10 protein-coding genes are annotated in these 14,281 nt (G+C 62.6%); 6 read left to right on the forward strand and 4 right to left on the reverse strand.

The features are described 5' to 3' along the window. Positions 1-45 precede the first annotated feature (45 nt). Entirely contained in the window at positions 46-882 is an 837-nt protein-coding gene (locus tag Pan216_RS21210) for a hypothetical protein (RefSeq protein WP_145261135.1), read from the forward strand. A 446-nt stretch (positions 883-1,328) separates the two neighbouring features. Here Pan216_RS21210 and Pan216_RS21215 read toward each other — a convergent pair whose 3' ends face one another. After that, positions 1,329-2,033: a cytidylate kinase-like family protein gene (locus tag Pan216_RS21215; RefSeq protein ID WP_145261137.1), complete on the reverse strand. Its 705-nt coding sequence runs from the start codon at positions 2,031-2,033 to the stop codon at positions 1,329-1,331. A 226-nt stretch (positions 2,034-2,259) separates the two neighbouring features. After that, positions 2,260-4,014, reverse strand: a complete 1,755-nt coding sequence (locus tag Pan216_RS21220) for a divalent metal cation transporter (protein WP_145261139.1) — start codon at positions 4,012-4,014, stop codon at positions 2,260-2,262. A 482-nt stretch (positions 4,015-4,496) separates the two neighbouring features. Between Pan216_RS21220 and Pan216_RS21225 the strand changes: the two genes are divergently transcribed. The 4 genes from Pan216_RS21225 to Pan216_RS21240 all read left to right on the forward strand — a co-directional run bounded on the left by Pan216_RS21225 (position 4,497) and on the right by Pan216_RS21240 (position 8,378). Then, positions 4,497-5,456, forward strand: a complete 960-nt coding sequence (locus Pan216_RS21225) for a DUF1559 domain-containing protein (RefSeq protein WP_145264231.1) — start codon at positions 4,497-4,499, stop codon at positions 5,454-5,456. A 203-nt stretch (positions 5,457-5,659) separates the two neighbouring features. Beyond that, entirely contained in the window at positions 5,660-6,610 is a 951-nt protein-coding gene (locus Pan216_RS21230) for a DUF1559 domain-containing protein (RefSeq protein WP_419192811.1), read from the forward strand. Between the two features lie 253 nt (positions 6,611-6,863). Then, a complete protein-coding gene (locus Pan216_RS21235; protein ID WP_145264234.1) occupies positions 6,864-7,811 on the forward strand; it encodes a DUF1559 domain-containing protein in 948 nt (315 codons plus the stop codon). A gap of 126 nt (positions 7,812-7,937) precedes the next feature. Then, positions 7,938-8,378, forward strand: a complete 441-nt coding sequence (locus Pan216_RS21240) for a carboxypeptidase-like regulatory domain-containing protein (protein ID WP_145261142.1) — start codon at positions 7,938-7,940, stop codon at positions 8,376-8,378. Positions 8,379-8,385: 7 nt separating this feature from the next. On the opposite strand, the gene Pan216_RS21245 is transcribed toward Pan216_RS21240, so the two are convergent. Together Pan216_RS21245 and Pan216_RS21250 are read right to left on the reverse strand one after the other, a co-directional pair. Then, positions 8,386-9,786 (reverse strand): hypothetical protein, encoded by a 1,401-nt coding sequence (locus Pan216_RS21245; RefSeq protein ID WP_419192812.1) that lies wholly within the window; start codon positions 9,784-9,786, stop codon positions 8,386-8,388. Between the two features lie 48 nt (positions 9,787-9,834). Next, positions 9,835-10,992 carry an alpha/beta hydrolase family protein gene (locus tag Pan216_RS21250; RefSeq protein WP_145261144.1) on the reverse strand — a complete coding sequence of 386 codons (1,158 nt, stop codon included), beginning with the start codon at positions 10,990-10,992 and terminating at the stop codon, positions 9,835-9,837. Between the two features lie 211 nt (positions 10,993-11,203). Here Pan216_RS21250 and Pan216_RS21255 point away from each other — a divergent pair, with 211 nt between their 5' ends. After that, on the forward strand, positions 11,204-14,245 hold the full coding sequence (locus tag Pan216_RS21255) for a PVC-type heme-binding CxxCH protein (protein WP_145261146.1): 3,042 nt from the start codon (positions 11,204-11,206) through the stop codon (positions 14,243-14,245). The last annotated feature ends 36 nt before the right edge of the window (positions 14,246-14,281 follow it).

The following is a 14,281-nucleotide window of genomic DNA, read 5'->3' on the forward strand; positions in this document are numbered from 1 at the left end:
GCAAGTCAACTCACAAAATGCAATCGTTGAGGAGGAGAGGGCAAGATGGGTGTGGGAACCGAGGTACAGAAGATTCGCCAGGCGACGGCCGACCTGGAGCGGGCGAAACTTCTCATCAACAGTTTTTTCGATGGCGAGGTCAATCGGCTAAACAGTATGGCCTTCGCGGCCAACACCGCCGGGACGAGCGTCCTTTCCCTGATGACCGAGAAGGCGGAGAAGACATTCTTTCAGGTGGCGGCCGAGCAGGCGTTCATGCTCGCACTCACCGCGTTGCCCGGCGGCTTGGCAATGTCGGCGTATTGGAAGAACCTGGCTCTGAAGAACCAAAAGAAGGCCGAGCGAGTTCTGTTGGGGGCGTCGATGGCCGGCCCGGGACAGTCGGCGGGATCGGCCGTTGCCGGCGTGGAGAAGTCATCGGGGGCCAAGCGAACGACCAACTTGCGAACATCGCTCGTCAAGATCGGTCAGCGGTTGCAGAACGGGGCGGATCTGGTTCTTTCGCGACGCGTGGCGCGTCTCAGCGACATCATCGAACGCTACGCGAAGGGCGAGTCAGGACTCTACCAGTCCGCGATGGCGGGACTCTACCGCGAGGGAAGGTACTTCCCGATCATGACGAAGCGTCTGGCGACCGACGCCCTGACGATGGGCTTCGAAAGGGAACTGCTTAAAGCCTTCGTCTCGGAGAATGTCACCGTCCATATGCTTCGAATGGTCGGATTTAGTGCCAAGGCGACCGATGTCGATGGCTTGAACACCAAGCAGCTCGGCTACATCAAAAAGAGATTCAAGGAAATCAATGGCGCCGCCGACCTGATCAGGTGGGGAGCGAAAGAAAAGCGTGTCAGGACCGAGGTTTACATCGACGAGGACATCTAGAGTCCTGATTGGCAAGTTCCCTACATTGAATCTCGGCCCTCGGATCGTGCGGAAGTTTGCCCAATCATAGGCGTTTTCCGCATGCCCACGGCGAGCCTGGGCATGGCACCCAAGAGTCTTTTAGGCGACGAATTGACCCATCGGGACACTAGCGCATCCCGTTGATCTATGCGATGCTGGCTACGAACGGCCCCTTTAAATCAGCGGACATCTAGCCCGACGCGGTCCGCGAAACGACATCGTCGAGGCGAGGACCGGGAATTGGTGGCCCTCCTCCTCTCCTGGGAGGGCGGCCGGAGGAAGGAGGGCCCGCCCGGTGGAGAGGGACGACCGATCTTGGACCTCGCCCTCGTGGGACTGCCCCGACAGAGCAGCCCCATGGGCGTGGGTTGACGATCAAGCCGGAGTGCCGCGTTCGGTCATTCCCGCCCCAGCGGCCATCGTGGCTACGTGTGCGAGACCAACTCCTTGACCTCGGCCATCACCGGCCAACGTTCCTTCGCCAACGCCAGGATCATCTCCGCGGCCGACGCGGGGGCGACCTTGTCGGTGTTGATCACCAGATCATAGCGATGAGGATCGGTGACATCGGCATTGAAGAAGTCGCGCACGAACGCCCGACGCTGGTCGTCGGTTATCTCGACATGTCGAGTGGCGTCTCCGCGACTGAGTCCGAGTCGTTCCATGCAGCGGCGGACCCGGACGCGCTTGTCGGCGACAATGCGAACCCGGAAGCAATGCTCCGGCGGCAACAGCACCGCCGCCCCGCGGCCGAGGAAGACCGCATAGCCTTCCAGGGCGATCGCGGCGATGACCCGACGCAGATGGATCGCGAAGCTCGTCTGATCGGGTGCCCCCATCAGGCTCATCATGATGGAGCGGACCCATCGGAAGCCGACCTCGTCGAGACCGTCGACCAGCGGCCGATTGACGTCCATGTCGCGGGCGACTTCGTCGATGATCTCGTAGCCGTACATCGGCCAGTCGAGTTGGTTGGCCAAGAGCCGTCCCGTCGTGCCCCCGAGCGCGTAGCATTCACGGCTGATGGCGATGGTCGGCCTTGGTTGCCGTTCGGCATCGTGCTGACGTCTCTCCCGCAATTGGATGACGTTCTGCACGACTTCGATGGGTTGGTGTGGTTGACGTGACATGGTGGTGCCCTCCCCTCGAAGCAAGAGACTTCGGAGCGGAGCACCAACTAGGAGCAAGATTAGTCTGTCTGGAGGCTCCGCCCCAGGGAGGCCAGGTCGGCCTTGGACGATTAGCGGTCGACCCGCTCCCGTACATTTATTGTCAATGCGCGCGGGGGCACCAGCAAGTGAATTCGCCCCCGTTTGGACTCAAATCAGGCTAAAATCGCCCTACATTCGACCCCAATCACGCCGATTGCGGAGGGGAATCGACCGGCTTTCGCATGACATGCGTCACGATCATCGCCAAGACGAAGAGCCCTAGCCCACCGATGCCAACCCAACCCGCTTTGCCGTAGATCGTCGGGATGCTCGTCGCGGTCGCGATTCCCGCGGCAATGAAGAGCGCGGCGTTGATCCAAAGCCGCTTCATCCCACGCGGCATCTGATCGCCCAGCAAGCTAGGCTGGTTCATCATCAAGACGAACGTGATGTACGCGATCGGCAACAGGACCATGCCGAAGACCGACGTCGGCACCGCGAGCCAGAACTTGGCGTCTCCCCAGACGAACGGTCCCAGCGCCCCGGTCGTCGCGAGCAGTGTCCCCAATCGGAAGGGCCATCCACTCGAGGGAATATTGAGTACCTCACAGACGACGAATCCGGAGATGAGCATCAGCAGCGAGATCGTCGAGAGACTCATCCCAAGCACGCCGACGCCAAAGACGATGTCGGCCCAAAACTTGCCCATCAGGGGTTCGAGCGACTTCGAGAGATTGCCCGCGTCGCGCTTCATCAGCGCCGCCGCCAACTGCTTTTCCTCCAGAGGCATCGCCTCCAAGCGCTGAGCCACCTCGGCTTGCACCTTCTCCGCCTCTCCCTCGGGAATCGCGGAAGGGGTCACGCCCATCTCGCTGTAGACCCGGCTCTCCATCATCGAGAGGTAGGACTTGGGCCACTCGGAAGGAGCCTTATCGATCAGCTCCGCGACGCTCGCGTGCGGCTGGTTGTGGAAACTCGACGCCGCGGCGATCACCACGCAGCTCGTCGCCAGCATGTAGGGGATGAACATCCCGGTGCTCAGGTCGAAGATCTGCAGCCCGCGGTGCTCGCGGCCCCAACCCCGACTGAGCATCGAGTAGGGAAGCAGGAAGGTCATGTTGATGCCGACGGCGGTCGCGGCGGCCGAGATCATGATGTCTCGCTGCGCGCTGACGATCTGACCGGTCCAGTAAGCCTGCGACGGCGGCGAGAGCGACTGGAGCATCGCGGCCAGTTCGGGCGATGGCTTCGAGATCAACCCGAGGTTCGGAATGAACCCGGCGAAGACCGCCCCCCAACTGAACTCGCTGCTGTAGACCGCGAGCGTCACCACGACCCCGATGAAGCACGCGACGATCATCGCCACGAGGATTTTTAGGAGCAATTCGTAGAGTCGCACGCCCCAGTGGCCGCTGCCGTAGCTCCAGGTGATCACCGTCGTGATGATGAAAACGCAGAAAACGATGACGAGCTTGCTGCCGACGGGCGACAGCGGGCCATCGTCCCCGAGCAAGCCGGGGAAGAGGTTCTGCTGCAAAACGCCGGTGGCCAAGGAATACTGGGGCAAGCACCAAACCATGTTGGCGGCCAAGGACGCGAGGAGCCATCCCCAACCGAGCACCGGATTGATGTGATGGCAGATCGCGCGGAAGGGGCGCTCGCCGGTCGAGAGCGTCACGTAGCCGATCGCGCAGAGCATGATGATGCCGAGAATCATCGCGACTGGCTGAACCCAAAGAAGCGACGTCCCGCCGATGACTCCCAGATAGAGGCCCGAGGCGAGCGAACCACCACCCAGGGTCAGGGCGCTCTGGAGCCACCCGGGGCCGGAAAGCTTGACGTAGCCCCAGAGCCGTTGGCCCGTCGGCTTGCCTTCCAAGTCGCGCAGATACGCGCGCTCCAATTCCAGGTTCGATACGGGGGTGTTGTCCGTCGCAGCCGGGTCGGCTCCGCTAGTCATCGGCGTTCTCTTCGCTCTCGGTAAACATCGGTTCATGTGGGATCGATTACGCAGGACCACAGGCTACCCTTCGCGGCGCGCCGACACAAGTGCTTTCGTTCCTAGGACAAGAGTCTATCGACCGAACGCCGGCTTCCGTGCGTCCACAAACGATTGTTCGGGGCGGCGCGAGCCGAACGGGGTCGCGCCGACGCTGCGAATGAGCGAACGCGATCCGCCCGGCGCCGCATGCCGAACCGGCCGAACGCTCGGCGCCGGAGCGCACGCTACGGGGCGTCGGCGATCGTGTCCGGGAACGTGCAAGCCTGCACAACAGGGGCGCACATTTCCCTCAACCGACATGATGTCACGTGAAATCACTTGATTGCTCGCCAGTACCCCTATTGGACTTACGTCCACGACCGGACATCGGCCCTCGACTCTGGCACGCGATTCGCACCCTCTCGATTTCGTCGCACGTCGATCTTCTAGGAGTCCCCAACATGGCCACCTCGTCACGCCCCGCAGTTCGAGCCTTCACCCTCGTCGAACTCCTGGTCGTCATCGCCATTATCGGCGTCCTGGTCAGCTTGCTTCTGCCCGCGGTGCAACAAGCACGCGAAGCCGCCCGACGTACCCAGTGCTCCAACAATCTCAAGCAGTTGGGATTGGCGTTCCACAACTATCACGACATGCACACGATGTTTCCCTTGGGAGGCCCCGGCGGCCCCCCTCCCGGTGCCCCCAACCACTACGTCATCGGCTGGACCGGTCGCATCCTCCCCGAAATCGATCGCGGCGCCCTCTACGACGAGCTCCACAAGCTGACGCCCAATCCATTCAACGAGATCAACCCGATCCGCTATGACACCTCGCCCAGCAATGGGACCGACAGCATGTGGAGCCGGCCCATCGCCACCTTCCTCTGTCCGAGTTCCACCATCGCTCCGATCAACACCAAGCTGACCTCGCCCACGTACGCCAACCAACACTCCTCGCTCCACTATCGAGGTGTCGCGGGCACCAACGACGTCGATTTCGACGATGCCGGCGGCTCGACGCGGGCCTTCTCCACCGCCGGAATCATGATCCCCGAAGGCAGCGTTCGCTCCAGCGACGTCTCCGACGGCTTGACCAAGACCCTGATGCTGGGAGAGACCTCGACCGACGAGGGGTGGAACAGTGGCGACCAGAATGGCTGGGGCGGCATCCAGCCCTGGACCTGGGGAAGCTACTACTACTCCACTGGCTGGCTGCAAGTCGACCACAAGTACATCCAGTACCCCATCGGCTACACGGGCGACTTCGCCTACAGCAACACCCCCTTCCGAAGCCCCCACTCCAATGGCGCGCAGTTCGTGATGGGGGACGGCTCGGTGGTCTACTTGAGCAGTTCAACCGACCTGGCGACGCTCAAGGCGATGGCGACGCGAGCCAACAACGAGATCGTCGAGGGCTACTGATGGTGAGCGAGGGTTCGATCGCCGGGCGAAATCAACGATCGCGCGAAATCTTCTTGCACAAACCGATGTCACGTGACATCATTTCGAGAGTCGTCGGTGTCGCGATGGGATTCAACCACATGCCACTCGCGACGGCCCTTCTCCGACAGATGGTTCGCATCCAAACGCGCTCTGTCGCATGTCTTTCTTCCGAGGAGCCTCCCATGGTCGTTTCGACTTCCCCGCGCTCGCGGGCCTTCACGCTCGTCGAACTCCTGGTCGTGATCGCCATCATCGGCGTCCTGGTCAGCTTGCTCCTGCCCGCGGTACAACAAGCGCGCGAAGCCGCCCGACGAGCCCAGTGCTCCAACAACCTCAAACAGTTGGGACTCGCATTTCACAACTATCACGACATGCACACAATGTTCCCCCTGGGTGGCCCTGGCGGCGACCCTCCCAGCGGCCACTACCTCATCGGCTGGCCCGGCCGCATCCTCCCCGAGATCGATCGCGGCGCCCTGTTCGACCAATTGCACGAACTCTCGGCGAACCCCTTCATGGAACTCAATCCGATCCGCCTGGACACCGCGCCTCACCACGGCACCGACAGCATGTGGAGCCGGCCGATTTCGACATTCATCTGCCCCAGCTCGACCATTTCGCCGGTCAATTCGAAGTTGACGCTGCAGAACGCCGATCTCCACGCGACGCTCCATTATCGCGGGGTTGCCGGCACCAACGACGTTGACTTCGTCAGCACTGGCGGAGCGAGTCGTTCCTACTCGACGGCGGGCATGCTGATCCCCACGGGCAACGTTCGCGCCAGCGACGTCGCCGACGGACTCACGAAAACACTGATGCTGGGAGAGACGTCGACTGACGAGGGATGGAACTCGACCGACCAAACCGGCTGGGGTGGCATTGAGCCCTGGACCTGGGGGCACTACTACTACTCCGACGGCTGGCTCCAGGTCGACCACAAGTACGTCCAGTTCCCGATCGGATACACGGGGAACTTCGAGACCAACAACACACCGTTCCGAAGCTCGCACGCCAACGGCGCTCAGTTTGTGATGGGGGATGGTTCGGTGGTCTACCTGAGCAGCTCGACCGACCTAACGACGCTCAAGGCGATGGCAACACGTGCCAACAATGAGATCGTCAATTCCTACTAGGGATGACCTAGCGCGAGCGAGACGGCATCGCGGCGGCTTCATCGTTCCACGAATCGCTTCCGCATCCGCCAGGACGAGCAGAGATGCCCAGTAATCGCGCACGCCTTTTCTCGCCCAGAACGATGTCACGTGACATGATTTTGGGCTGGCGCCTGTGTCGCGATTGGACTTGCGCACACATCGACGCCGTCGCCCCTCTTTGGCACGTTGTTCGCTTTCTCCGTTCCGCGTCCAATTTCCTCAGGAGCCCGAAATGTTCGTTTCCGCACGTCGCCGCTCGCGAGCCTTCACCCTCGTCGAACTTCTGGTCGTCATCGCCATCATTGGCGTCTTGGTCGGCCTGCTTCTCCCCGCCGTGCAACAGGCCCGGGAAGCGGCCCGCCGGATGCAGTGCTCCAACAACCTCAAGCAGATCGGGCTCGCGTTCCACAACTACCATGACGCCAACAACATGTTCCCCCTCGGCGGCCCCGGTGGCGTCCCCGTCTCCACCAGCTACCTCATTGGTTGGCCAGGCCGTGTCCTCGCCTACCTCGATCGCGGCGCCCTCTTCGATGAACTTCACGAACTCTCTCCCAGCCCCTTCACCCAACTGGGCCCCATTCGCACCGCGGTCGGGTCGACCGAAACTTGGAGCAGGCCCATCGCCCCCTACATTTGCCCAAGCTCGTCCGTCGGACCGATTAACACCAAGCTGACCAGTCCAACCTACGCCAATCAGCACTCGGTCTTGCACTACCGAGGCGTTGCCGGCACCAACGATGTCGGCTTCGACTCAAGCTCGTCCAACGCGACCCGACACCACTCCACCTCCGGGATCATGATTCCCATCGGCAATGTCGGGGCAAGCGACGTCACCGACGGCTTGACCAAGACGCTGATGGTTGGCGAAGTCTCGAACGACGAGGGATGGAATAACACCGACCGAACGAGTTGGGGCGGGATCCAGCCGTGGACCTGGGGCAGCTACTACTACTCGCCAACCGAATGGCTTCAGATTGATCACAAGTACATCCAGTTCCCCATCGGTTACACCGGCAACTTCGAGTACAACAATACACCCTTCCGTAGCCCGCACTCCAACGGAGCTCAGTTCGTCATGGGCGACGGCTCGGTCATCTACCTCAGCAGTTCCACCGACCTGACGGTTCTCAAGGGAATGGCGACGCGGGCCAACAACGAGATCACCGGAGGGTACTAATGTACTGGTCCAACTAAGTTTAGGGGTGCCACTGGCTGCTTGTCAGCCAGGGAGAACAAGACGCCTACCCAGCGGTCGTCATGCCTTTCAAGGCACCAAGTGAGTTTCAAGCAATCAGAGGATGTGATGAAACGTTATCTCGCCACCACGCTCTCGTCTCTTTCGATGGTTCTCGTCGCAAGCGGCTGTGGCAGCAGCGGACCGGAAATCGCCAAGACCCAGGGACGCATCGTCTACAAGGGCGCTCCCGTTCCCAACGCGAGCGTCGTCTTTCTTCCCGAGGACGGTGGACCCTTCGCCAGCGCCGAAACCAACGCAGAGGGAACCTACTTCCTCACGACTCAGTCTCTCGGTAGCGGCGCCGTGCTGGGCAAGCACCGGATCATGATCACCGAAGCCTCGGACGAACTACCGGCCGATCTCTTGCCGGAGGACTTGGCAGGTAAGCCCGCGAAAGCGACCGGCCCAAAGATCCCATCGCGCTACTCGAGCGAGTCGACGTCGGGCCTGAGCGCCACCGTGGTGGAAGGTACGAACGTTTTCGACTTTGAACTGACCGACAAGTAGCCGTTGATCAGTCCTTCATCTTGTCGCCGCCCTTCGAATCGAGCAGGCTCTTGATGGCCTTCATCAAGACCGCCTCGACACCGGGGTCGACGCGCGAGACGATGCCGGTCTCGTATCCGCCTTGGGTATAGGCAACTTCGGTTCCGATATAGCCCGGCCCGTAGTCACCGTATGCGGCCATCGCGACAAAGTCATCGGGGCGCCGCTGTTGGGCGGCGAGTTGATACTCGACGAAGAGTTCTCCCGGAAGGTGTAGAACATACGCGTCATCCAGCCGCAGGCACTGGATCGGAATGCGATGACCGCCTTGCATCCGACGGAGAAAGGACAGGTCGCGGGCCGCGCGTATCCGCCGACTGAGCGCCATCTTGGGATCATCCAAACTCTCAAGGAGGGATTCCTCACTCAACGTCGCCCGCGGTGGTAGCCGGACGGGCTCGACCTTCCAACCGACCTCCGACGCCTTTAGCGGCTGTTTCTTCTGAGAATCCCACGCCGCCTTCATCCCTTTGGCGAGCCGATCGGCGAGAATGGGCCGTCGCTCGGGCGAGCCGTCGTTGTACTTGCCCGCGGTCACGTTGCCACCCGCCCCGTCGAAGTGGAGATGGGGGAGCCCACCGAGCGCCTCTTCGCGCTGCTCGCGAGCGATGCCGACGAAGTCCCAGTTGACGTTCCCCTGCCCATAGTAACTCTGCGGATGCGTCGCGTAGTAGGTGAGCACCGCCAGCGGTTCCTCGTCATTCCAAAACGAAATCAAGTGGACGTAGGGGTCGATCAAACCCTCGGGAGCCGACTGAGCCGCGGGGCTCTTCGAGGCGCTCCAGCGAACGATCGCGACCTTCCCATCGGGGCCGAGAACGCGCCGATTCGACGCGACCTTCTCGACTTTCCCCTTGCCCAAGCCCATGTGTGTCACCGGCTTGGCTCTTGCGAGCGCCCCCTTCGCGGCGGACGCCAGCCGTTTCATGAGGATCGTGTCGAACTCGGGATGCGAGTACTTGCCCCCCAGTCCCCGCTCCTCGAGAAGCCGTTCGGCCGCGAAGTCGCTCCCGGGAGCATCGTGCTGATGCAGCGTGTGCAGTGCCACCCGGTCCGGAGACGTACCAACCGCCTCGGCGATCGCCTTTCGCATCTGGTCGTAGCTCTCGTTGCCAATCCCGATCCAGTCGACGGCGCACAGGACGATCGGTTCGCCGGCGCCGAGAAGGACGTTCCCCTTGGCCGCGAGCGGTGTCGTGATGTCGACCGCCGGCTTGCGGGCCCCACCACTCAACGGCGCCCCCAGCGGAGGAGTCGCGTCGGCCTCGAACGTCGCGATCCGCAGTCCCTTTTCCTCGTCCGCCTGGGCGGACCCCAGCGCGGTCATCAGCGCAAGCGCGCAAGTCATCATCCAATCACGGCGCAGCATCGTTGCTCTCTCCATTGGCCTTCGTTGCTCTTCGTCCTCGGAAACGTTCTAGCGCAGGACATCGTCGAAGAGGCGATACGCTTCTTCGCGCGTCTCGGGGGGAAAGTCGTGGTCGCAGTCGGGGTGCATGACCCGAAGGGACTCGGAGGCTCCATAGAGAGCATAGACCGGCCGCGCGGCGTCCGCGATGCGATCGACACTCTCGGCTCGGAAGTTGGAATCGTGCAGCGGCGCGCTGATCAAGCATGGTCTCGGGGCCAGAGCGCCTATCATTTCGTGGAAATCGAACGGAATCTCCTCGAGACGTCCGCGGTAGTCGGCGAGTTTCGGAATGTACCGCTTCTGGGTCCAGCCGCGTCCGGCCTTCCAGTGGTCCTCCTTGCCGCCATAGTAGTCGAGGTAGGAGTCGAGCCCGCAACTACTGACAACCGCCTTGATCCGGTCATCAAAAACGGCGGTGTAGACCGCGTTGTGGCCTCCCAGCGAGTGGCCGATCACGCCGACCCCGCCCGGCTTGACGTAAGACAAGGACTCGAGCAAGTCGATCCCGCGAACGTTGTCCCAGATCGCCTTCATCGTTCCGCTCTCGTAGCCCAGGGCGTCGATGTCGGGCTCATAGTTCGCGAGAATGGGATAGGAGGGCGACAGCGTGACGTAACCGCGCTGGGCCAACTCCTGCGCGTATTGCCGATTGGCCCGTCCGCCCAATCCGACCACGACTTTATGTCCGTTGGTGTGATCGGTCGGATGCAAACAGAGCACGGCGGGCGCTTTCACCTTCCCCTCGAGCACTTTCTTCGGAACGAGCAAGTATGCCGGCACGCGTCCGCCCGGTTCCGAGGCGTAGGTGATCAACCGACGGACGTAGGGACCAACGTCCTTCTCCTCAAGCACCTTGACGTGCAGGGGACAGCGTTTCTCGTCGCCCGGCAGCGGCCCCATGAGTTCCCTCATGCCGTCAACAACCGCCGAGCGCCGCTCGAGCCAGTCCTTGGTCTCCTCGACCGGCTGAACCTCCCCGGCGTCATCGCGATAGACGAGGAGGTTATCTCGATCGAGGCGCGGAGGCCTCCTTTCCTCCGCATGGGCGAGAGCCGCGACGGCCCAGATCGCGACAAGGGCCGCGATCGCGAGGTTTGAGCACCGCGGAGCGAATCGTACGGAAGTGGCGGGCGAGCAAGGAATTCGAGGACGAGCGAGGGACATCGGACCACTCCCACAGGGGTCGAGGGACAGGATGACGGCGGGATTCTCTTGACCAACGGACCTCAGAAGATTAGCCTATGATGTCTCGTGGAATCAAGAACAAAACTCCCGCCCGCGCCCCACGTTAAGGACTCTCCACTTGGCTCGACGCGACGATCTTCCCCCAATCCACGGCCTGCCCCACCACCCCCGACGACACGGAACCTCGGCAATGACCAACTCTCGATTGCCCCGTATGACGCGGCTCTTGCTCTTGGCGGCGATCGTCGTCGCGACCCCCTGCGTCCAATACGCCACGACCGCCGAGGCCGAGGACGTCACGACGAAGGACTACAGCAAGGAATTGCCTCGCATCAAGCCGGTCCCCCTGGACAAAGCGCTCGACACCTTCAGCATCGCCCCTGGCGTTCACGCCGAACTCGCCGCCCATGAGCCGACCGTCGTCGACCCCGTCGCGATGGCCTTCGACGAGGATGGCAATCTCTTCGTCATCGAGATGAGGGGGTATTCCGAACAAGCCGGCGATATGCTCGGCCGCGTCCGCCGTCTGGTCGATACCGACGGCGACGGCGTCTACGAAACGAGCACCGTCTACGCCGATGGTCTCTCCTGGCCGACCGCGATCATCTATTACGACGGCGGGGTCTTTGTCGGCGCCGCCCCCGACATCTGGTACTTCAAGGACACCGACGGCGACGGCCAGGCCGACGACAAGGACAAAATCTTCACCGGCTTCGGTAAGACCAACGTTCAGGGCCTTCTCAACTCGTTCAACTGGGGGCTCGACAATCGCATCCACGGGGCGACCAGTTCCAGCGGGGGCACCATCAAGCGGGTGGGCGACGACAAGTCCCCTCCCCTGAACCTTCGTGGCCGCGACTTCGCCTTCGACCCGAAGACCCTCGAGATGACCGCCGAGAGTGGCGGTGCCCAACACGGCATGAGCTTCAACGATTGGGGAGACAAGTTCGTCTGCTCCAACAGTGACCACCTGCAAATGACGATGTTCGAGGAACGCTACATCGCCCGCAATCCGTACTTGGCGGTCTCCTCCCCGCGCGTCAGTATCGCTGCCGATGGCCCGCAAGCCGACGTCTTCCGCGCCAGTCCCGTCGAACCATGGCGCATCGTGCGGACGCGGCTTCGCGTCTCGGGAGCGGTTCCCGGCGCAGTCGAACGTGGCGGCAAGGCGGCGGGTTACTTCACCGGCGCCACCGGTTCCACCATCTATCGCGGCGACGCGCTAGGCAACTCGCGGTCGATGGCGATCGTCGGCGACGCGGGGGGCAACCTCGTCCATCGCAAGAAGCTCGTCCCCGACGGACTCCTCTTCCACGGGCAGCGCGTCGACGAGAAGTCCGAGCTATTCGCCTCGAACGACATCTGGTTCCGCCCGGTGCAGTTCGCCAACGGCCCCGACGGCGCCCTCTACATCGCCGACATGCACCGCGAAACGATCGAACACCCAAAGTCGATTCCGAGCATGCTCAAAAAGCACCTCGACTTGACCAGTGGACGCGATCGGGGCCGGATCTATCGCTTGGTCGACGAAGACTACAAGCGATTGGACGTTCCCAAGATGTCGGCTTCCTCGACCACGCAGCTCGTCGCCGCGCTCGACGATCCCAACGGCTGGACCCGCGACACCGCCTCGCGGCTGCTCTTCGAACGCGCCGACGCGAAGGCGATCCCGCAGCTTCGCGAACTGCTCGCCAAGGGTAGTCCCCAAGGTCGTCTCCACGCCCTTTATGCCCTCGATCAACTCAACGCCCTCACCCCCGACCAGATCCTCAAAGGCCTCGACGACGAGCATCCCCGTGTGCGGCAGCACGCCATCCGACTTTGCGAGCCGAAGTCGAAACGCCTCGGCCAAAGCGTTTCCGACAGCCCGCGGCGCACGCCGCTACTCGACGATCCCGCGATCGCCCAGAAGCTCTACTCGATGATCGAGGACTCCGATCCCCACGTTCGCTATCAGCTCGCCTACACGCTGGGGGACCTCGGCGGACCTCGGCGCGACGCCGCCCTGGCCAAGCTCATCGCCAACGACGGCGAGGAACGCTGGATGCGTATCGCTCTGGCGAGTTCGTTGACGCGCGGCGCCGGGCCCGTCCTGGCGATCCTGGCACGCCGCGACGACTCGCCGAACACGAAGTATTGGATCAAGGCCCTCGCCTCCCAGATCGGTCGTCAACAGCGGCCGGAGGATGTCGCCGCGGTCCTCACGTTGCTCGGAGACCTGAGCAAGCAAGGCGACACCGAGACGGCTCGCCACCTGGTGCGGAGTCTCTCCCTCAAACCCAACAGCCCCTTCGCCAGCCGGATCGCCAGCGTCACCGGCGGCAATGCCGAGGCGTGGCGACGGGACGTGCTCGCCAAGGCGACCAAGGCGGCCAGGGACACCTCACTCGGCTTGAAGGCGCGAGTTGCCGCGATTCACGAGTTGTCCCTCGGCTCCCTCGCCGAGACGCGGGACTTGTTGCTCGAACTGCTCGATCCGCGTCAACCCGGCGCGATCCAACAAGCGGCACTCGAGACGCTCGCGACGTTCAATGATCCCGACGTCGGCTCCCTCTTGGTCGAACGCTGGTCGAGCTTGAGCCCGAGCCTTCGCGCCAGCGCCGCCAACGTGCTCGTCTCGCGCACCACTTGGGTCAAGCAGCTTCTCGCGGCGGTCACCAACGGCGACATCGGTCGCGGCAATCTCCCGACCGCCCATCTGCGAATCCTCGCTCAGCACACCGACGCCGACGTCCGCGAACAGGCAAGCAAGCTGCTGGAAGGGGTCTCCCACAAACGCAAGGAGGTCGTCGATGCCTATCGCGCCACGCTCAACCTTCAGGGTGACGCCACGAAGGGCGAAGCGGTCTTCACCAAGCATTGCCAATCGTGTCATCGTGTCGCCGGCAAGGGTCACGTCGTCGGCCCGAGCCTTGCGGCAATGGTCTCGCGCGGTCCCGAGGCGATTCTCATGAACGTCCTCGATCCGAATCGAGAGGTGAACCCGCAGTTCCTCAGCTACGTCCTCTCGACCGAGGACGGCGAAGTAATCACCGGCATGATCGGCGGGGAAACCGCCACCAGCGTCACGCTCCAACGTGGCAAGGGCGAGTCCGACACCGTCCTGCGAATCGACATCGATGAATTCCGAGGCACCGGCATGTCTTTGATGCCCGAAGGGCTCGAGAAGGAGATCGATCATCAGGCGATGGCCGACCTCATCGCGTACTTGCAGCAAGCCGCCACCCAGTAGCCCCGCAGCCGTCCTCCCTTCCAGATCAAGGAGACT

It is taken from the genome of Kolteria novifilia, from assembly GCA_007748055.1.
Lineage (GTDB): Bacteria > Planctomycetota > Planctomycetia > Kolteriales > Kolteriaceae > Kolteria > Kolteria novifilia.